Consider the following 20,215-nt stretch of genomic DNA (forward strand, 5'->3'; position numbering starts at 1 on the left):
GTGAAGAAGATCTCGGTCGGCATCTGCGGCGACGCCAAGGCCGCCGCGATCGCGCTGACCGCACGCCTGGCGAACCGCACGCTCGCCTGCGACGCGTCGCGCGAGCAGCGCGCCGATGCGATCGCCACCGAGAAGGCGGCCTGGGAGAAGGAGCTCGACGACTGGACCCACGAGCGCGATCCGTTCAGCCTCGACATGATCGACGAGAACGCCAATGAAAGGACCTTCAACGGCGGCGAGTATTTGCACCCGCGCCAGGTGCTGCGCGAGCTCGAGAAGGCGATGCCGGACGATGTGATGGTGTCGACCGATATCGGCAACATCAACTCGGTCGCCAACAGCTATCTGCGCTTCGACAAGCCGCGCAGCTTCTTCGCCGCGATGAGCTGGGGCAACTGCGGCTACGCGTTCCCGACCATCATCGGCGCCAAGGTCGCCGCGCCGCACCGCCCGGCCGTCTCCTACGCCGGCGACGGCGCCTGGGGCATGAGCCTGATGGAAACCATGACCTGCGTCCGGCACCAGATCCCGGTCACCGCGGTGGTGTTCCACAACCGCCAGTGGGGCGCCGAGAAGAAGAACCAGGTCGACTTCTACAACCGCCGCTTCGTCGCCGGCGAACTCGACAACCAGAGCTTCGCCGCCATCGCCCAAGCGATGGGCGCCGAAGGCATCGTGGTCGACCGGCTCGAGGACGTCGGCCCGGCGCTGAAGAAGGCGATCGACCTGCAGATGAACCACGGCAAGACCTGCATCATCGAGATCCTGTGCACCCGCGAGCTCGGCGACCCGTTCCGTCGCGACGCGCTCGCCAAACCGGTGCGCCTGCTCGACAAGTACAAGGACTACGTCTAAGCGCCAAGCGGGCCGGACATGGGGCTTCCTCCCTGTTTCCGGCCCGAGCCGCGATCGACCCGAAGAGGTCGAGCGGTCCCGCATCACGACTTCGAGGAGCGAATCACCATGAAAGCGATCAACCGCATCATCGACAGCGCCCGCGCGGCCCCCAAGCGCATCGTGCTGTGCGAAGGCGACGATGCGCGCATCCTGAAGGCGGCGCAACGCGCCACCCGCGAAGGCACTGCCCGCATCCTGCTGGTGGGGGACGCCGGCCGCATCCGCCGAATCGCCGCCGACGAAGGCGTCGACCTTGCCGGCATGGAGCTGGTCGACCCGGCCACCTCTGCGCTCACGCCGTCCTTTGCGCAGAAGCTGTTCGCGCTGCGCCAGAAGAAGGGCATGACGCTGGAGGAAGCGAAACGCGAGGTGCTCAAGCCGCTGTGCTTCGCCAACCTGATGGTGCGCCTCGACCACGCGGACGGCTCGGTCGCCGGCGCGGTCCACACCACCGCCGACGTGGTGCGCCACGCGATCCAGATCATCGGCGTCGACCCGTCGTTCAAGCTGGTTTCGAGCTTCTTTTTAATGATGCTCTGCGAGCCCTTCCACACGCTGAAGGGCGGGCTGATCTTTTCCGACTGCGGACTGGTGGTCGACCCCGACGCACACGAACTGTCCGAGATCGCGATGGCTGCGGCCGACAGCGCCCGCAGCCTGCTGATGGACGAGCCGCGCGTCGCGATGCTGTCGTTCTCGACCAGCGGCAGCGCCAAGCACGCGGCGGTCGACAAGGTGGTCGAGGCGGCGCGCCGGGTCAGGGAACTGCGCCCCGGCCTCGCGATCGACGGCGACGTGCAGCTCGACGCGGCGATCGTCGCGGAGATCGCGAACCGCAAGGTCGATAACTCGGCGGTGAAGGGCCGCGCCAACGTGCTCGTTTTTCCCAGCCTCGAGGCCGGCAATATCGGCTACAAGTTGGCCGAGCGCGTCGGCGGCGCGAAGGCGATCGGTCCTCTGCTGCAGGGCCTGCAAAAACCGGCCAACGACCTGTCGCGCGGCTGTAGCGCCGACGACGTCTTCTACGTCATCGCCGTGACCGTGGTCCAGGCGCAGACCGCCGCCGAACGACTGCCGGACGAAAAGCGATCATGACCGGCGAGATGCTGCTGCCCTTTCTCGCGCTGATGGGCGTCGCGAGCTACTTCCAGACCGTCACCGGCTTTGGCCTCGGCATGATCGTGATGGGCGCGACCAGCGGCCTAAACCTCGCGCCGGTGGCCTCGGTCGCGGCCGTCGTCAGCCTGGTGACGCTGGCCAACAGCGCGGTCGCGCTGCCCGGCAAGCTGCACCACATCGACTGGCGCGCGGTGCGCGCGGCCACCTTCGGCATCCTGCCGTCCATCGTCGCCGGCGTCCTGTTGCTCGACTACCTCTCCAGCGCCGCCTCCGACCTGCTGCAGCTCTTGCTCGGCGCGGTGATCCTGTACGGCGGGCTCGGCTCCGCGCTGCGCCCCGCGCCGCTCAAAGAGCGCTCGGGCGACGGCAGCTTCTTCGTCAGCGGCGTGTTCGGCGGGCTGCTCAGCGGAATGTTCGGCGTCTCCGGCCCGCCGCTGATCTTCCAGTTCTACCGCCAGCCGATGACCCTGGTCGAGATCCGATGCGTGCTGATCCTGGTCTTCACGGTGACCTCGAGCACCCGCACGCTGTTCACCGCCTACCAGGGACAGCTGACCGCCGACATCTGGATGCAAAGCGCGCTCGCCGTGCCGGTGGTCGCGCTGGCGACGATCGCCGCGCGGCGCTACCCGCCGCCGCTCTCTGCGACGACGACGCGACGCGTCGCGTTCATCGTTTTGATGCTGATCGGGTGTCACCTCATGTTTCCTGCCTTGCTCCAATTGATAGGCGAAGCCACGGGAGGCAGATGACAACACCTAAACCCTGAGAACGTCCCCTACAGGGGAAGGCAATCACCGAACGATGCCCCCACGACCTCAGGGCGATTTCGCATGACTCGGGAGGCAACGATAAAAATGAAAATTTCGCACAAGGTTGGTTTTGCCGCCGCGGCGGTCCTGCTCGTGACGACCGGCCTCTTGTCGCTGCTACAGGTTCACCAGGTGCGCGACAGCCTTCGCAGTCAGGCAGAGTCGAACATCAAGGAGACCAGCAACGCGCTGGCGCGACAGATAGAAAACTGGCTGAACGCCAAGCTGCGGCTGATCGACATGGTGTCGCAACACATCGACGGCGATTTCGGCGCCGCGCAGATCCAGCGGGCTTTCGACCGGCCGCTACTCAAGAACGAGTTTCTGCTCGTCTTCGGCGGGCTGGACAGCGATGGCGCGAGGATCACCAACAACCCGGACTGGAATCCCCCGGGCTGGGATGCGCGGACACGCCCATGGTTTCGGCTGGCCAAAAACGCCGAGCACGCCGTGTTGGCCGAGCCCTACCGCGACGTCGCCAGCGGCGAAGTGCTGATTTCCGCCGTCGGGAAACTCAGCGACAAGGGGCGCTTCATGGGGGCATTTGGCGGCGACCTGAGCCTGAAGACCATCTCCGACGCGGTCAATACCTTGAATTTCAACGGCGCCGGCTATGCGTTCCTGATGACGCGCTCCGGCAACATCATCGCCCACCCGGATGCCAAACTGGTTGGCAAACCCTACAGCCAGCTATTCGGCGGCCAAAGCCCCGCCTTGGAAAGCGCGCTGCGACCGGCAGACGACGGCGATCGATCGCTGCTGGTCTCGTTCGTGCCGCTTGCCGGGATCGAGGGCGTCGATTGGTATATCGGCGTGGTACTTAAAGACGACGCGGTGATGCGGGAAGCCGACGCGCTCAGTTTGCGCGCGGTCATCGGCACCGTTGCCGGCGTCCTGGTCAGCCTGCTGATTCTGGTGACGCTCGTGTCCCGCCTGCTCAAGCCCTTGTCGCGACTCTATGATTCGCTGCAGGACATCAACCGGGGCGAGGGCGATTTGACCCAGCGCCTGCCCGTCGAGGGCAAGGATGAAATCGCCTTGCTGTCCCGTGAGTTCAACAGGCTATTGCAGACGCTGCAGTCGCTGATCGGTGACATTGTGGAACGCTCGTACCAGGTTCGCGAGACCAGCGAACTGACATCGCAGCACGCCAGCCATGCGGCCAGCCGGCTTCATCGCCAGATGATCGAGCTGGACCGACTGGCCAACGCCATGGGCGCCATGACCGTGACCGCCGAGGACGTCGCGCAACACGCCCAGTCGGCAGCGGACGCGGCCATCTCGGCCAACGTTGAAACTGCAAAAGGCGTCGGCGTCGTTTCGCGCTCGACCAAGGCCATCAAGCAGCTGGCGGCTGACATGGATGAAACCCGCCATTCGATCATCCTGTTGGCCAAGCAGAGTCAGGGCATCGAATCGATCCTGTCCGTCATCACGAGCATCGCCGACCAGACCAATCTGCTCGCCCTGAACGCGTCGATCGAAGCCGCGCGGGCCGGCGACGCCGGCCGTGGCTTCGCGGTGGTCGCCGACGAAGTCCGCGCGCTGGCGTCGCTCACTCAGGAATCGACCCACGAGATCCGCGCGATGATCGAGCAGCTGCAGAACGGGGTCAAACTGGCGGAAACGCGCATGCAGGAAAACAGCGACGCGGCCAGCAGGACCGCGGCGGAGGCGAGCTCGGCCAAGGACATCCTCGGCCGGACCCGTCAGGCGATGACCCGGATCAACGATATGAATTTGCACATCGCCGACGTCGCCAGACGGCAAAGCACGGCCACCTGCGAGATCAACCTCAATACGAAGCTCATTCGCGACATCAGCCATGAAGTGGCGGAAGGGGCGGAACTGCAAGCCGGTCATTGCGCATCGGTGGCGGAACAGTTGTGCCAGCAGGACGAACGGCTCCGGCACTTCAAAGTGTGACCCCGAACCGGGGCGATCGAGACCGAAGAGCGCATCCGACGAAACGCAGATCGCCGACCGGCTGGCTGACACCAACCGGTCGGCGATCTCTTTGCCGCGTCTGGCCTACCACCCCAGGAAAGCCGCGCCCCGCTGCGACTTCTGCACGCAAACAGTCTTGCCCCGGATCAGCGCCGACCGCGACCGCCGATCAATTGCACGATCTCGGAGAACAGCGGCGTATCGAGCGGTCGGGACAGGTCCGTCGCCAGACAGCGGCGGTAATAGGGGCTGAGGTCGAGCCCGACGCCGATGCCGAGCACCTCGACGTCGCGCATGGCCTCGTGACGCGCGACCACTTCCTTCAGGTGATTGTCGAGATAATAAGGATCGTTGGCCTGGCCGGTCGCGCCGTCCATCGGGCTGCCGTCGGAGACGACGATCAATATCCGCCGCGCCTCGCCGCGGGCGAGCAGTCGCGAGCAAGCCCAGTCGACCGCCTCACCGTCCACCCCCTCGCGGAACAGGTCGGCCTTGAAGAGCGCCGCGATGTCGGCACGTGCGCGCCGCCAGCTCCGGTCCGCATCCTTGAACACCATGTGGCAGACTTCGTTGAGCCGCCCCGGATTTCTGGGACGGCCACGGGCCAGCCAGTCGAGCCGGGCGCGGCCGCCGTTCCAGGCGCCGGTGGTGAAGCCCAGCACCTCGGTCGCCACACCGGCCATTTCGAGCGCGCGCACCAGGATGTCGATCATCATGGTCACCGCTTCGATATGCGCCTTCATCGAGCCCGAACAGTCGACGAGGAAACTCACGACGCAGTCGGCCTCCATCTTGTACTGCTCGAGACGAAACAGCCGCCGCTCCGCCGGCGAACTGATCAATTGCGCCAGGCGACGGCCGTCGATCCGCCCCTGCTCTTCGCCGAAGGACCAGCCGTCCCGCCGCGGCACCGCGAGGACCGCCGTCAACTGATGCGCCAGCCTACCCAGGTTGACGCCTTGCTCGGCGATGCGCCTGTCGAGACGTTCGCGGTACTCGCGTAACAAGGCCTTGCGAACCAGCGTGCCGGCGTCGACCTTTCTGTCGTAGCGCGTGGTATAGACGCGGTAGCCGTGGCCGGATTCCTCCAGCACACGGCTGCGGCCGGTGGGCGCCGTGGCGATCGTGTCGGGCTCCTCGTCGTCGAAGTCGAGCAGCAGCGAGAACGCCGCGCTCGCGGCGTCCTCTTCGTCGGCCCCCTCTTCCGCCGCCTGCTCCGCGCGGGCCGAGCGGATCATCCCGCCGACGAGCCGCGCCATCTCGAGCGCATGGCCGGCGAAAGCGGCCTGGTCGTCGCGGTGCCGGCGCAGGCCGGCCAGCGCAAAGCCTATCGCCGGCACGATGGCCGCGCGCGTGACCTCGATCAGGTCTTCGGTTTCCTCGAGCACCGGCCAGCCCGTCAGCCGCGACCACGAGATCTGCGCCACCGTATATAGCAGGATGCCCAGATGACCCTCGGCCAACCCCGAGCGATGAAAGGCGCGCGACCATGCCTCGAAGCGGTGGCGAAGGTTTTGCGCCACACCCGGCATGCCGGGTGGCAGCCGGGTCTCGCAGCGCAGCTGTTCCAAGAGCTCGAAGAGTAGCCGCTCGACCGGGTCGCCGGGACAAAGCCTTCGGTGCAGCCCGGCGTCGGAATGGGCCAAGCGCAAGGCCGCGCCGTCGGCGGCGCCGCGGAACGACGTGAAGTCGTCCGACGCCGGGTCGGTGCGCAGGTGCGGGGCGTGAAGCGGCAGCGGCCTGAGGTCACGGCAAAGACGGCCTTGCCGGTAATGCAGCGCGGCGTCGCCGGTCAGCGCGCGCACCGCCGCCGCGCACAACTCCTCAAGCTTCTGCTGGCGGCGGGCCTTTTGCTGGGCGGACACCATCAGCGCGGCCCCGGCTCGTCGATCGGCGAGGCTTCGAGTTCCCGGCCAAAGCATCGCTGGAAGTATTCGGCCACGATAGGCCGCTCGGCTTCGTCGCATTTGTTGACGAAGGTCAGACGGAAGGCGAGCGCGTGATCGCGGAAGATCTGGCTGTTTTCCGCCCAGGTGATCACCGTTCGCGGCGACATCAGCGTCGAGAGGTCACCCGCCGCGAAACCTTTGCGCGTGAGCTCGGCCAAGCTCACCATCGCCTCGATCAGCGCGCGACCGGCCTCGTCGGCGAGTTCGGGCACGCGGGCGAGCACGATGCCGGCCTCTTCCTCGCGCGGCAGGTAGTTGAGCGTGGCGACGACGTTCCAGCGGTCGATCTGCGCGTGATTCAGCACCTGGGTGCCGTGGTACAGGCCGTTCAGGTTGCCCAAGCCCACGGTGTTGGACGTGGCGAACAGCCGGAAGTAAGGATGCGGGTGGATCACCCGGTTCTGGTCGAGCAGGGTGAACTTGCCGTCGCGCTCGAGGATGCGCTGGATGACGAACATCACGTCCGGGCGGCCGGCGTCGTACTCGTCGAAGATCAGCGCGACCGGCCGCTGCAGCGCCCACGGCACGATGCCTTCCTGGAATTCGGTGACCTGGCGGCCGTCGCGCACGACGATGGCGTCCTTGCCGACCAGGTCGAGACGACTGATATGACCGTCGAGGTTGACCCGCACGCAGGGCCAGTTGAGCCGGGCGGCGACCTGTTCGATGTGGGTCGACTTCCCGGTTCCATGCAGCCCCTGCACCATGACCCGCCTGTCGCGGGTGAAGCCGGCCAGGATCGCCAGTGTCACTTCCGGGTTGAAGCGGTAGGCGTCGTCGATTTCCGGCACATGGTCGTCGCGCTCGCCGAACGCGGGCACCATCAGGCCGGAATCGATGCCGAAAAGGCTGCGCACCGGGACCAGTCTGTCCGGTTTGCCAAGCACGATATCTGTCACGTTCCTCTCCTCTTACATCGTCAATCGGCCGGGGCGACGCCCCGGTTTTCATTGCCTCGGCGGGTCAGCCCGCCACTGCGGCATGGCCGCGCATGAAAGAGAGCCCTGCCCGGGCTTTCTTTCAGAGGGTTCGATCGGACGAAGAAGAGGGATCGTGGCTTCGGCTTACTCTGTCTCTTCCGTGTCCCCCCGCCCTGCCGCCGCCTCGGCCTCGATCGCCGCCAGCGCCGCCGCCGCCCGCTGCAACGCCGGCAGGAAGTGCACCGCCTTGTCCGGCGTCAGACGCATGATCGGCGCCTGCAGCGCCACCCCCAGGTTCGACTTCCCGCCGTCCGGTGCCGGCACCAGCACCCCGACGCACAACAGCCCCGGCAGGAACTCCTCGTCGTCCAGCGCGTAGCCGGCGCGCTTCACCCGCTCGATCTCCGCCTCCAGCCGCTCCAGGTCGGTCAGCGTGTTCTCGGTGTAGCGCGCCAACGGCACGTGCGCCAACAGCCGCCGCCGCTGCGCCGGGCTCAGCTGCGCCAGGAACAGTTTGCCGGTCGCCGAGCAGTGCGCCGGCACCCGCGAGCCCGGGTGCAGGTAGAAGCGCAGCGGCGCCGCCGTCTCCACCCGGTCCAGGTACAGCACCTCGCTGCCCGAGAACGCGGTCAGGTTGCAGCTCTCGCCCACTTCCTCGACCAGCTGACGCAGCACCGCGTGCCGCGCGCCGTGCGCGGTGTTGTTCAGCAGCAGGTTCTCCGCCAAGCGCCGCAGCCGCACGCCGGTGCTGTAGTGACGGCCGGCGCCGTCGCGCTGCAGCATGCCGGCCGCCTCCAGTTGCTGCAGCATCCGGTGCAGCGTCGGCTTGGGCAGCCCGGTCTCGTCCACCAGCCCCTGCAGCGTGAAGAACTGGTCCTTCTCGGCGATCACTTCCAGCAGCCCGAACAGCCGCAGCGTCGGCGTGTCGCCGTCGAGTTTCGCGTCGCCCTTGGTGCGCGTGTCGTTCATGGTCGTCCCATCATAGTTCAGTTTCGTTTATAGATACAAATTGTACCGTTTATTGAAATTTGTTGTTGACCGGCGCGCGGCTTCGCCCTACATTCCAATCACAAATCACTTTTCGGAACGTTTGGTTTCGTTTTTTGTTTTTCGTCCACCCACGGAGACAGCGCACCATGAGCGATCACTCGACCCAAGCCCAAGCGGCGACCCCCAGCGGCCCGCAAGCGATGACCCCTTCGGAAGCCTTCGTCGAAACCCTGGCCGCCAACGGCGTGACCGACATGTTCGGCATCATGGGCTCGGCCTTCATGGACGCGATGGACATCTTCGCGCCGGCCGGCATCCGCCTGATCCCGGTGGTGCACGAACAGGGCGCCGGCCACATGGCCGACGGCTACGCGCGCGTGTCCGGCCGCCACGGCGTGGTGATCGGCCAGAACGGCCCCGGCATCAGCAATTGCGTGACGTCGATCGCCGCCGCCTACTGGGCGCACAGCCCGGTGGTGATCGTCACCCCGGAGGCCGGCACCATGGGCATCGGCCTCGGCGGTTTCCAGGAGGCGAAGCAGCTGCCGATGTTCCAGGAGTTCACCAAGTACCAGGGCCACGTGACCCACCCGGCGCGGATGGCCGAGTTCACCGGCCGCTGCTTCGACCGCGCGATGGCCGAGATGGGGCCGACCCAACTCAACATCCCGCGCGACTATTTCTACGGCGAGATCAAGGCCGAGATCCCGCAACCGCGCCGGCTCGACCGCGGCCCGGGCGGCGAGCAGAGCCTGAACGAGGCGGCCGAGCTGCTGGCTAACGCCAAATTCCCGGTGATCATTTCCGGCGGCGGCGTGGTGATGGCCGACGCCATCGACGAGTGCAAGGCGTTGGCCGAGCGCCTCGGCGCGCCGGTGGTCAACAGCTATCTGCACAACGATTCGTTCCCGGCCAGCCACCCGTTGTGGTGCGGCCCGCTCGGCTACCAGGGCAGCAAGGCGGCGATGAAGCTGATCTCGCGCGCCGACGTGGTGGTGGCGCTCGGCTCGCGCCTCGGCCCGTTCGGCACGCTGCCGCAGCACGGCATGGACTACTGGCCGAAGGCCGCCAAGATCATCCAGATCGACGCCGACCACAAGATGCTCGGCCTGGTGAAGAAGATCTCGGTCGGCATCTGCGGCGACGCCAAGGCCGCCGCGATCGCGCTGACCGCACGCCTGGCGAACCGCACGCTCGCCTGCGACGCGTCGCGCGAGCAGCGCGCCGATGCGATCGCCACCGAGAAGGCGGCCTGGGAGAAGGAGCTCGACGACTGGACCCACGAGCGCGATCCGTTCAGCCTCGACATGATCGACGAGAACGCCAATGAAAGGACCTTCAACGGCGGCGAGTATTTGCACCCGCGCCAGGTGCTGCGCGAGCTCGAGAAGGCGATGCCGGACGATGTGATGGTGTCGACCGATATCGGCAACATCAACTCGGTCGCCAACAGCTATCTGCGCTTCGACAAGCCGCGCAGCTTCTTCGCCGCGATGAGCTGGGGCAACTGCGGCTACGCGTTCCCGACCATCATCGGCGCCAAGGTCGCCGCGCCGCACCGCCCGGCCGTCTCCTACGCCGGCGACGGCGCCTGGGGCATGAGCCTGATGGAAACCATGACCTGCGTCCGGCACCAGATCCCGGTCACCGCGGTGGTGTTCCACAACCGCCAGTGGGGCGCCGAGAAGAAGAACCAGGTCGACTTCTACAACCGCCGCTTCGTCGCCGGCGAACTCGACAACCAGAGCTTCGCCGCCATCGCCCAAGCGATGGGCGCCGAAGGCATCGTGGTCGACCGGCTCGAGGACGTCGGCCCGGCGCTGAAGAAGGCGATCGACCTGCAGATGAACCACGGCAAGACCTGCATCATCGAGATCCTGTGCACCCGCGAGCTCGGCGACCCGTTCCGTCGCGACGCGCTCGCCAAACCGGTGCGCCTGCTCGACAAGTATAAGGACTACGTTTGAAGCATGACCCCGGCCGTCGGCGCGGTGCATAGGCGCCGACGGCCACAAAGCCGAGCCCACCCGGAACGACCACGGATCCCAGGCTGCGCACGAACGCGGCCGGCATACACAACATACAAACCGTGGCGTCTACAACCGAGAAGCACAGGAGAAACAACAAGGTGATAAGCAAACCGCAGCATTCAACCGGGCTCCAGCACAGCCTGAAGCAGCGCCACATGACCATGATCGCGCTGGGCGGCGTGATCGGCGCCGGCCTGTTCGTCGGCAGTGGCGTGGTCATCAAGTCCGCCGGCCCAGCAGCCGTCCTCTCCTTCCTCATCACCGGACTGCTCGTCGTGCTGGTGATGCGCATGCTCGGCGAAATGGCCGTCGCGCTGCCTACGGTCGGCTCCTTTTACGAATACGCCCGCGAAGCCTGGCGCGACCGTCCGGCCGTGGGCGAGCTGGCCGGTTTCCTCACCGGCTGGATGTACTGGTACTTCTGGGTCATCGTCGTCGCGCTCGAGGCCGTCGCCGGCGCCGACCTGGTTCGCTTCTGGCTACCCGACGTCCCCACCTGGGCCATCAGCCTGGTCCTGCTGGTGCTGCTGACCCTGACCAACCTGATCTCGGTGAAGTCTTTCGGCGAATTCGAGTTCTGGTTCGCCTCGATCAAGGTCGCGGCCATCGTCGTGTTCCTGTTCCTCGCCGGCCTGTACGTGCTCGGCATGTGGCCGGGCGCCAGCGTCACCGTCAACAACCTCACCGCGCACGGCGGCTTTGCGCCACACGGCTTCGTGCCGGTGCTGACCGGCGCGGTAGCGGCGACCGGCTTCTATTTCGGCGCCGAGATCGTCACCATCGCCGCGGCGGAAACGGCCGAACCGCAAAAGGCCGTCGCCAAGGCGACCAACTCGGTCATCACGCGGGTACTGGTGTTCTACGTCGGCTCGGTGCTCTTGGTCGTCTGCCTGGTGCCGTGGAACTCGACCGCGATCTCGACGCCGTACGTCAGCGCGCTCAACGCGATGGGAATCCCGGCGGCGGCGCAGATCATGAACGCGGTGGTGCTGACCGCGGTGCTGTCGGCGCTGAATTCCGGCCTGTACGCCTCGTCGCGCATGCTGTTCGCCCTGACCAAGCGCGGTGACGCGCCCAAGTCGCTGGCCAAGCTGAGCCGCAACGGCGTGCCGGTCCGCGCCATCCTGTTCGCCACGCTGTTCGGCTACGCCGCAGTGGTGATGTCCTACGTCTCGCCGGACACGGTGTTCGCCTTCCTGGTCAACTCCTACGGCACGGTCGCCATCTTCGTCTACATCCTGATCGCGATCTCACAACTGCGCCTGCGCGCCCGGCTCGAGCGCGAGGCGCCCGAACGGCTGAAGGTGAGGATGTGGGCGTACCCGTACCTGACCTACGTCGCCATCGTCGGCATGATCGGCATCGTCGTCGCGATGGCCTTCATCCCCGACCAGCGCACCCCGCTTCTGCTCGGCGTGGCCAGCCTCGGCATCCTGCTTCTCGCCTACAGGGTGCGTCAGCACTTCCGCAAGCATTCCCCCTTAGTGCCACAGGCCGAAGACCCGCAAACCTCTTGCAACGAGCTATGACACAACTTCTCGTCCCCTAAGCCCTCCACGCAGGCCGCCAAAGGAAACGCTGGCGGCCTGCGGTCTTTCTGCCTCCCCGTCAGCTTCCCCTCCACCAAAATCAATCATTAATCGATACAAAAAGTATCGATTAATGAAATTTACTATTGATGTTTGCGCCGCCAGCCGATAGAGTTGGGTTTAAATTCCATTTATCGAAATGAATTGTACCGGTATTTGTATAAGCAATCACAGCACGGCATCCCGACGACCCTGACCCGGAGACCGACCCGATGATTTCCCAAAATACCCTCGCGCAGCCCGTGATGTTCGCGCAGACCCGCGCCCTGTTCCCCGGTTTCATGCTCTGTGGCGTGATCGGCCTCGCCGCCACCTTCGTCTCGGAACACTACGGCGGCCCGCAATTCCTCTACGCCCTGCTGATCGGCATCGCCTTCCATTTCCTGACCGAGAACGCCAAGTGCCTGCCCGGCATCGAGGCCTCGGCGAAAAAGCTGGTGCGTGTTGGCGTGGCCCTGCTCGGTGTGCGCATCGCCGCCAGCGACGTCAGCGACCTGGGCGTCGCCGGTGTCGCCGCGCTGGTCGGCGCCGTGATCCTGACCATCTCGTTCGGCGTCGTGTTCGCCCGCGTGCTGAAACTGCCGCCGATGCTCGGCCTGCTCTCCGGCGGCGGTACCGGCATCTGCGGCATCTCGGCCACGCTCGCCATCTCGTCGACGCTGCCGCAGACCCATGACAACGAACGCTACACCCTGCTGACCGCCATCGGCATCGCCGCCTTCTCCACCCTGGCCATGGTGCTGTATCCGCTGATCGTCACCCACTTAGGACTCGATACGCAGGAGGCAGGACTGTTCCTCGGCGGCTCGATCCACGACGTGTCGCAGGTGGTTGGCGCCGGCTACATCCTCTCGCCGGCCGTCGGTGACGCCGCCACACTGGCGAAGATGTTCCGTGTCGCCATGCTGATGCCGGTGGTGATGATCCTGGCGCTGGGGTTCCATTCCCGCCGCAAAGAGACTGCCGGTGCCAACAGCGCCAAGACGCCGCTGGTACCGGTGTTCCTGCTGGTGTTCGCCGCCCTGGTGGTGATCAACAGCCTGGGCTGGATCCCACACGCCGTCGTCACCGGCTGCTCGGAAATCTCGCGCTGGTGCCTGGTCATCTCGATCGCCGCGCTGGGGGTGAAGACCTCGTTCCAGAAGCTGGCCGAGCTGGGCTGGAAGCCGATCATCCTGCTGTCCGGCGAAACAGTTTTCGTCGCCGTGTACATGCTGGTGGTGGTCTACCTGCTGCGTACCTTCGGCTGACCCAGCTGCCGCCACTGCCGCTGCGGCGCCGTCCGGGCGCCAGCGGGGCGGTGGCCGGCCACGACGCTCTTTCTACTGCCGTATTTGAAGTTGCTACCGCGTGCCGGCCCTATCCGGCCGCGACCAGGAGAGCCCATGAACGCCGCTACCGAACAATTCCTCGCCGCGACCGCCCACGTCGACAGCGCCGCCATCCAGCCGCTGCCGAACTCGCGCAAAGTCTATGTAGAAGGCTCGCGCCCCGACCTCCGCGTGCCGATGCGCGAGATCTCGCAGGCCGACACCCCGACCCAGTTCGGCGGCGAGCCCAACCCGCCGATCTACGTCTACGACTGCAGCGGCCCGTATACCGACCCGGCCGCCAAGATCGACGTGCGCGACGGCCTGGCCGCGATCCGCGCCGCGTGGATCGAGGAGCGCAACGACACCGAACTGCTCGACGGCCTTTCCTCCGAGTACGGCCGCGCGCGCGAAGCCGACGAAAAGCTCGACCACCTGCGCTTCAACCTGACGCGCAAGCCGCGCCGCGCCAAGCCGGGCTGTAACGTCTCGCAGATGCACTACGCACGTCAGGGCATCATCACGCCGGAGATGGAATACATCGCCATCCGCGAGAACATGAACCGCGCGGCCTACATCGAGAGCGTGAAGGCGGCCGGCGGCAAGAACGAGCGCCTGCTCGAGCTGATGATCCGCCAGCACCCGGGCGAGAACTACGGCGCCGGCATGGTCGACACCATCACGCCGGAATTCGTCCGTCAGGAAGTCGCCAGCGGCCGCGCCATCATCCCGAACAACATCAACCACCCGGAATCCGAGCCGATGATCATCGGCCGCAACTTCCTGGTGAAGATCAACGGCAACATCGGCAACTCGGCGGTGACCTCGTCGATCAGCGAAGAAGTCGACAAGATGACCTGGGGCATCCGCTGGGGCGCCGACACCATCATGGACCTGTCGACCGGCAAGAACATCCACGAGACGCGTGAGTGGATCCTGCGCAACAGCCCGGTGCCGATCGGCACGGTGCCGATCTACCAGGCGCTGGAGAAGGTCAACGGCAAGGCCGAAGACCTGACCTGGGAGATCTTCAAGGACACGCTGATCGAGCAGGCCGAACAGGGCGTCGACTACTTCACCATCCACGCCGGCGTCTTGCTGCGCTACGTGCCGATGACCGCCAACCGCATGACCGGCATCGTCAGCCGCGGCGGCTCGATCATGGCCAAGTGGTGCCTCGCGCACCATAAAGAGAACTTCCTCTACACGCACTTCGAAGACATCTGCGAAATCATGAAGGCGTACGACGTGGCCTTCAGCCTCGGCGACGGCCTGCGCCCCGGTTCGGTGTGGGACGCCAACGACGCCGCGCAGCTGGGCGAACTGAAGACGCTCGGCGAACTGACGCAGATCGCCTGGCAGCACGACGTGCAGGTGATGATCGAAGGCCCGGGCCACGTGCCGATGCAGCTGATCAAGGAGAACATGGACAAGGAACTGGAGTGGTGCCACGAAGCGCCGTTCTACACCTTGGGCCCGTTGACCACCGACATCGCCCCCGGCTACGACCACATCACCAGCGCGATCGGCGCCGCGCAGATCGGCTGGTACGGCACCGCGATGCTGTGCTACGTGACCCCGAAAGAGCACCTGGGTCTGCCGAACAAGGACGACGTGAAAGAGGGCATCATCACCTACAAGCTGGCCGCGCACGCCGCCGACCTCGCCAAGGGCCATCCGGGCGCGCAGATCCGCGACAACGCGCTCAGTAAGGCGCGCTTCGAGTTCCGCTGGGAAGACCAGTTCAACCTCGGCCTCGACCCGGACCGCGCGCGCAGCTTCCACGACGAGACGCTGCCGAAGGATTCCGCCAAGGTCGCACACTTCTGCTCGATGTGCGGCCCGCACTTCTGCTCGATGAAGATCACCCAGGACGTGCGCGAATTCGCCGCCAGCCAGGGCGTGAGCGAGCAGGGCGCGCTGGCGAAGGGCATGGAAGTGAAGGCTATCGAGTTCGTGAAGGGCGGCGCCAAGCTGTACGACAAGGTGTAAGCGCTTTGTCAAAAGGTTGGCCGAGCTTTGCAGGAAAAGGCTCGGCCAACCTAGCCCACTAAGTCATCAACCCTCAGGAGCACGCATGCATACCGTACTAGTCAACGGCGAACAGACCGAGCTGGCCGCCCGCACCTCGGTCCGCGATCTACTGGAAAAGATGGACTTGCTGGAACGAAGGGTGGCCGTCGAACGCAACGGCGGCATCGTGCCGCGCAGCCGGCACGGCGAAACCTGGCTCATCGAGGGCGACCGAATCGAAATCATCGTCGCCGTCGGCGGCGGCTGAGCCGCGACGCACCTTAATACCAATTATTTTCGCAGGGAGTCGACATGCACGATCCGCTCATCATCGCCGGCAAGACCTATTCGTCCCGTTTGCTGGTCGGTACCGGCAAGTACAAGGACTTCGCCGAGACCAAAGAAGCCGTCGACGAGGCCGGCGCCGAGATCATCACGGTCGCGATCCGGCGCACCAATATCGGCCAGAACCCGGGCGAGCCCAGCCTGCTCGACGTACTGCCGCCGTCTCGATATACGCTGCTGCCGAACACCGCCGGCTGCTACACCGCCGAGGATGCCGTCCGCACGCTGCGCCTGGCGCGCGAACTGCTGGACGGGCACAGCCTCGTGAAGCTCGAGGTGCTGGGTAACGCCGACAACCTCTACCCGAACATGCCCGAGACGCTGAAGGCGGCAGAGATACTGGTCGGAGAAGGCTTCGATGTGATGGTCTACTGCTCGGACGACCCGATCCAGGCCAAGCGGCTCGAGGAAATCGGCTGCGTCGCGGTGATGCCGCTGGCGTCGATCATCGGCTCCGGCATGGGCATCCTGAATCCGTGGAACCTGCGGCTCATCATCGACAACGCAAAAGTGCCGGTACTGGTCGACGCGGGGGTAGGCACCGCGTCGGATGCTGCCATAGCGATGGAGCTCGGCTGCGATGCGGTGTTGATGAACTCGGCGATTGCGCACGCCAAGCAGCCGGTCTTGATGGCCGGCGCGATGAAGCACGCGGTCCAGGCCGGGCGCAAGGCCTTCCTCGCCGGCCGCATGCCGAGAAAACTCTACAGTGCATCGCCGTCCTCCCCTACCAGCGGAATGATCGCCCCCTCCGGGGGACAATGAATGCGACGGCCGCCGACTATCGGCGGCCACCAATAGAAGGGCCCTCGCCATGCTCTCCATAACGTCGGCCTCGGCGTCAACGCTGGACGGCCTGTATGCCATCACTCCCGACACCCCGGACAGCGACTGGCTTATGCCTCGGGTCTCGGCGGTACTGGCCGGCGGAGCACGCATCGTGCAATACCGCAGCAAATCGCAAGATACCGGCCTGCGGCGGGAACAGGCCACAGAAACTCAAGCCCTGTGCCGAGAACACCGTGCGCTTTTCATCGTCAACGACGACGTGAGGTTGGCCGAGCGACTGGGCGCCGACGGCGTACACGTCGGGCGCAGCGACACCAGCGTTACCGAAGCGCGCCGCCTGCTCGGACCGCAAGCGATCATCGGCGCGACCTGCCATGACCGGCCCGAGCTGGCCAGACAGGCGGTGAGCGCCGGCGCCAGCTACGTGGCCTTCGGCGCCGTCTTTCCCTCGGGCACCAAACCGGACGTGGTCTCCGCCCCGCTGACCCTGTTTGCTGACATCCCCCCACTGGGCGTCCCGGTCGCCGCCATCGGCGGAATCACCGTGGAGAACGCCGGCCTCGCGTGGGAAACGGGGACAAACATGCTGGCGGTGATAGGGGGGCTTTTCGATACGGCCGACCCTGCTGCGGCCGCTCGCGCCATCCTCGCCGCACGCCGATGGCCGATGCTCTCAAGGAGACTGCCGCAGCAGCACCAGCACGACTCGCTGGCCCGGCGAGGAAAGCCGTGAAGCCAGGCCAGGCCGAACGACAAGGCTCAAGAACCGGAAAGCAAGCAAACCGGACGACTCGGAGATCGCCAATGCGCCCAACCCCGCCGGCGCGGCGATTCTGCGCGGTCATTTCGAGGATGAGGCGATCCACCCTTTCGGCCTGCTGCTCGCCGCCCTGCCGCCCACGATCATCGCGATACTGGCTTTTCGACTGCTCTGAAATACACCGCTGAATGGACCGCTCGTCGAGGGACAGAGCGCAGCTTCCACGACGGCGCCTTGGTAAAGGCCCGGGACAGCCATTCTGCGGGAGGACCTGCATACCAATACGCCCGACAGATCGGTTAATCTGAAACAGCGTTTTGAACCGGCATTCGACACGGAAAGTGAGCAATGAGTACCAAGTTGATCGGCACGATGTGGGGCCAGCTTTTCCAGCAACACACCCAAAGCGGAATGAGCCTGCAGGGAAAGATTCGCCAGATGCTCGTTTCGGCCATCCTCGACGGGCAACTACCGGTGGGCGTCCCGCTGCCGTCCAGCCGCGAACTGTCCGGTCAGCTCGGTGTGGCCCGCAACACCGTGGTGCTCGCCTATCAACAGCTGGTCGACGAAGGCTATCTCGTCTCGCGCGAGCGCAGCGGCTACTTCGTCAACGCAGACATCCTCGCCGGTCGCATGGCGCCCAAAGTCGTACCGCAAGACAAACCCCATACCAACGAGCCCGACTGGGAAAGACGCTTCGTCTTCCGCCCCACCCGGCAACGCAACATCGTCAAGCGCGCAAACTGGCAGGACTATCCCTACCCCTTCATCTACGGACAGTACGACCCCATCCTGTTTCCCACCGCCGACTGGCGCGAATGCAGCCTGAAGGCGCTCAGCGTCCTCGACATCCACGAGTGGGCGCAGGACATGATCCTGCGCGACGACGAATCGCTGGTTCAGCAGATCCGCACCCGGGTGCTGCCGCGGCGCGGGGTGTGGGCGTCGGCCGACGAAATCGTCGTGACGGTGGGCGCCCAACAGGCGCTGTATCTATTGGCCGACCTGCTGGTCAGCCCCGACACCCCGGTCGGGATCGAGGACCCGGGCTACCCGGACGCCCGCCACATCTTCGGCAGCCGCACCTCGCATCTGCTGCCGCTGCCTGTCGACGAGGAAGGCCTCAAGGTCACCGGTGCATTGCATAACTGCGACTACGTCTACGTGACCCCCAGCCACCAATGCCCGACCACGGTGACGATGCCGCTCGCGCGGCGCGAAGCGCTGCTGCAGATGGCCGAAGACGCTGACTTCATCCTGATCGAGGACGACTACGAAAGCGAGAACCGCTTCGAGGGCGACCCGACGCCGACGCTCAAGAGTCTCGACCGCAACAACCGGGTGATCTACGTCGGCAGCCTGTCCAAGAGCCTTGCACCGGGTCTGCGTATCGGCTACATCGTCGGGCCGGCGGAATTGATCGCCGAACTGCGCGGGGTACGTCGTCTGATGCTGCGCCACCCGTCCGCCTACATCCAGCGCGCCTTCGCGCTGTTTCTCTCGCTCGGCCACTATGATTCGCACCTCAGGCGGCTGTCCGCCGCGCATCGGGAGCGGGCACAAGCCCTATCCGACGCGCTGGCCAGGCACCTGCCCGAAGTCCGCCCCGTTCCGATTACCGGTGGCGCGTCGTGCTGGATCGTCGGACCGGAATGGCTGGACGCCGAGGAGCTGAGCCAGCGCGCCGAAGAAAACGGCGTGCTGATCGAGCCGGGCAGCGTCTTTTTCATGTCGACCGCGATGCCGCGCAACGGCTTCCGCCTCGGTTATTCGTCGATTCCGCTGGAAAAAATCGAACCCGGCATCCAGAAATTGGCCGAGGTGATGCGCACATTAAAACCCTCGGCGTCTTCATAAGCGCCGTCCGGGTTCGCGCGCCGGCGAATGATCCCGACGCCCCCTGTCCCGATTTTCCCCTCTAACATCGCCAGCACGACGGCGGTGACGATCGGGCGGTTTCCTTAATCAGCGCCAGACCGTTTTGCAGTGTGTCCACGATGGAATCGGCGCGGCCCCTGATCGACCCTCGCATTCCTTGCCGGCCACGAGGCTCACACTCGCATTTTTTCCCTTGATGCCCCGCCCCCGGCTGCATATCCGGATTGAAATTCTTCAGTCGGATTATTCCTATCCGCAAACGTTTCTCCGGATTTACGCCCATCCAAACTCGTTATCTGGCCCAAACGATTTAAGGGAACTGGTCCTACAGCGCTGTTCTCCGGCTCACTAATCTGATGTCGTAAATCGAATGGACCTGAGCCAAAAGCCGTTTTGCCGGCTGGTCGGCGCAGACCATCAACAACATCGAACGGCAAGGATAACGAGATGGCAAATACACAAGCGACCGTGGAATTTCTGCAGGCTTTCAGCGAAGCGTGGAACCGGCACGACATCGAAGCGCTGATGGACTTCATGGCCGAGGATTGCGTCTTCCATGGCGCAGCCGGCACCGAACTCTTCGGCCGGAGCTTCGTCGGCCGCGACGCGGTGCGCGAGGGCTTCCAGCTCGCGTGGCAGACCTTCCCGGACGCCGCCTGGCTCGACGGCGAGCATTTCGTGTGCGGAGACCGCGGCGTCAGCGAATCGACCTTCTGCGGGACGAAATCCGACGGCTCGCGCATCGAGGCGCGCATGGTCGACGTGTTTACCTTCCGCAGCGGCAAGATCGCGGTGAAGAATGCCTACCGCAAGGACCGTCCGCCCGTCGCCAAGGGCGGCAACTGAGTCCGGGCTCCCACCGAGCGC

At 65.4% G+C, this 20,215-nt stretch carries 17 protein-coding genes; 14 read left to right on the plus strand and 3 right to left on the minus strand.

The window, feature by feature from the left end; genetic code table 11:
* From DWG20_RS00005 to DWG20_RS00020, 4 genes are all read left to right on the plus strand, one after another.
* Positions 1-855: thiamine pyrophosphate-dependent enzyme (locus DWG20_RS00005; RefSeq protein ID WP_245944738.1), on the plus strand; the 855-nt coding region annotated here is incomplete at its 5' end.
* A 108-nt stretch (positions 856-963) separates the two neighbouring features.
* Positions 964-1,992 carry a phosphate acetyltransferase gene (pta, locus tag DWG20_RS00010; RefSeq protein ID WP_115431826.1) on the plus strand — a complete coding sequence of 343 codons (1,029 nt, stop codon included), beginning with the start codon at positions 964-966 and terminating at the stop codon, positions 1,990-1,992.
* Complete coding sequence (locus tag DWG20_RS00015) at positions 1,989-2,768, plus strand: sulfite exporter TauE/SafE family protein (RefSeq protein ID WP_115431827.1); 780 nt, start codon at positions 1,989-1,991, stop codon at positions 2,766-2,768. Before pta ends, DWG20_RS00015 begins: the two co-directional genes overlap by 4 nt.
* Positions 2,769-2,873: 105 nt before the next feature.
* A complete protein-coding gene (locus tag DWG20_RS00020; protein WP_115431828.1) occupies positions 2,874-4,754 on the plus strand; it encodes a methyl-accepting chemotaxis protein in 1,881 nt (626 codons plus the stop codon).
* A 167-nt stretch (positions 4,755-4,921) separates the two neighbouring features.
* On the opposite strand, the gene DWG20_RS00025 is transcribed toward DWG20_RS00020, so the two are convergent.
* The 3 genes from DWG20_RS00025 to DWG20_RS00035 all read right to left on the minus strand — a co-directional run bounded on the left by DWG20_RS00025 (position 4,922) and on the right by DWG20_RS00035 (position 8,613).
* Positions 4,922-6,643 (minus strand): cobaltochelatase CobT-related protein, encoded by a 1,722-nt coding sequence (locus tag DWG20_RS00025; RefSeq protein WP_115431829.1) that lies wholly within the window; start codon positions 6,641-6,643, stop codon positions 4,922-4,924.
* Positions 6,643-7,623, minus strand: coding sequence for an AAA family ATPase (locus DWG20_RS00030; protein ID WP_115431830.1), 981 nt, complete (start codon positions 7,621-7,623; stop codon positions 6,643-6,645). Before DWG20_RS00030 ends, DWG20_RS00025 begins: the two co-directional genes overlap by 1 nt.
* Before the next feature lie 165 nt (positions 7,624-7,788).
* On the minus strand, positions 7,789-8,613 hold the full coding sequence (locus DWG20_RS00035) for an IclR family transcriptional regulator (protein WP_115431831.1): 825 nt from the start codon (positions 8,611-8,613) through the stop codon (positions 7,789-7,791).
* A gap of 167 nt (positions 8,614-8,780) precedes the next feature.
* On the opposite strand from DWG20_RS00035, the gene xsc reads away from it, so the two are divergent.
* The 10 genes from xsc (at position 8,781) to DWG20_RS00085 (ending at position 20,194) form a co-directional block, all read left to right on the plus strand.
* Positions 8,781-10,601 (plus strand): sulfoacetaldehyde acetyltransferase, encoded by a 1,821-nt coding sequence (gene xsc / locus DWG20_RS00040; RefSeq protein ID WP_115431832.1) that lies wholly within the window; start codon positions 8,781-8,783, stop codon positions 10,599-10,601.
* Between the two features lie 218 nt (positions 10,602-10,819).
* On the plus strand, positions 10,820-12,193 hold the full coding sequence (locus DWG20_RS00045) for an amino acid permease (protein ID WP_115431833.1): 1,374 nt from the start codon (positions 10,820-10,822) through the stop codon (positions 12,191-12,193).
* 272 nt (positions 12,194-12,465) lie between these two features.
* Positions 12,466-13,503: a YeiH family protein gene (locus tag DWG20_RS00050; protein ID WP_115431834.1), complete on the plus strand. Its 1,038-nt coding sequence runs from the start codon at positions 12,466-12,468 to the stop codon at positions 13,501-13,503.
* A gap of 135 nt (positions 13,504-13,638) precedes the next feature.
* Positions 13,639-15,555: a phosphomethylpyrimidine synthase ThiC gene (gene thiC, locus DWG20_RS00055; RefSeq protein ID WP_115431835.1), complete on the plus strand. Its 1,917-nt coding sequence runs from the start codon at positions 13,639-13,641 to the stop codon at positions 15,553-15,555.
* A gap of 85 nt (positions 15,556-15,640) precedes the next feature.
* The gene (thiS, locus tag DWG20_RS00060) at positions 15,641-15,844 is read left to right on the plus strand and encodes a sulfur carrier protein ThiS (protein WP_115431836.1); all 204 of its coding nucleotides are present in this window, start codon (positions 15,641-15,643) and stop codon (positions 15,842-15,844) included.
* A gap of 44 nt (positions 15,845-15,888) precedes the next feature.
* Entirely contained in the window at positions 15,889-16,686 is a 798-nt protein-coding gene (locus DWG20_RS00065) for a thiazole synthase (protein WP_115431837.1), read from the plus strand.
* 49 nt (positions 16,687-16,735) lie between these two features.
* Positions 16,736-17,443: a thiamine phosphate synthase gene (gene thiE, locus DWG20_RS00070; protein WP_115431838.1), complete on the plus strand. Its 708-nt coding sequence runs from the start codon at positions 16,736-16,738 to the stop codon at positions 17,441-17,443.
* A gap of 64 nt (positions 17,444-17,507) precedes the next feature.
* Positions 17,508-17,645 (plus strand): putative Na+/H+ antiporter, encoded by a 138-nt coding sequence (locus tag DWG20_RS16660; RefSeq protein ID WP_281269968.1) that lies wholly within the window; start codon positions 17,508-17,510, stop codon positions 17,643-17,645.
* A 173-nt stretch (positions 17,646-17,818) separates the two neighbouring features.
* Positions 17,819-19,327, plus strand: a complete 1,509-nt coding sequence (pdxR, locus tag DWG20_RS00080) for a MocR-like pyridoxine biosynthesis transcription factor PdxR (RefSeq protein WP_115431839.1) — start codon at positions 17,819-17,821, stop codon at positions 19,325-19,327.
* Between the two features lie 468 nt (positions 19,328-19,795).
* Positions 19,796-20,194, plus strand: coding sequence for a nuclear transport factor 2 family protein (locus DWG20_RS00085; RefSeq protein WP_115431840.1), 399 nt, complete (start codon positions 19,796-19,798; stop codon positions 20,192-20,194).
* Positions 20,195-20,215 lie beyond the last annotated feature (21 nt).

It is taken from the genome of Crenobacter cavernae, assembly GCF_003355495.1.
GTDB lineage: Bacteria > Pseudomonadota > Gammaproteobacteria > Burkholderiales > Chromobacteriaceae > Crenobacter > Crenobacter cavernae.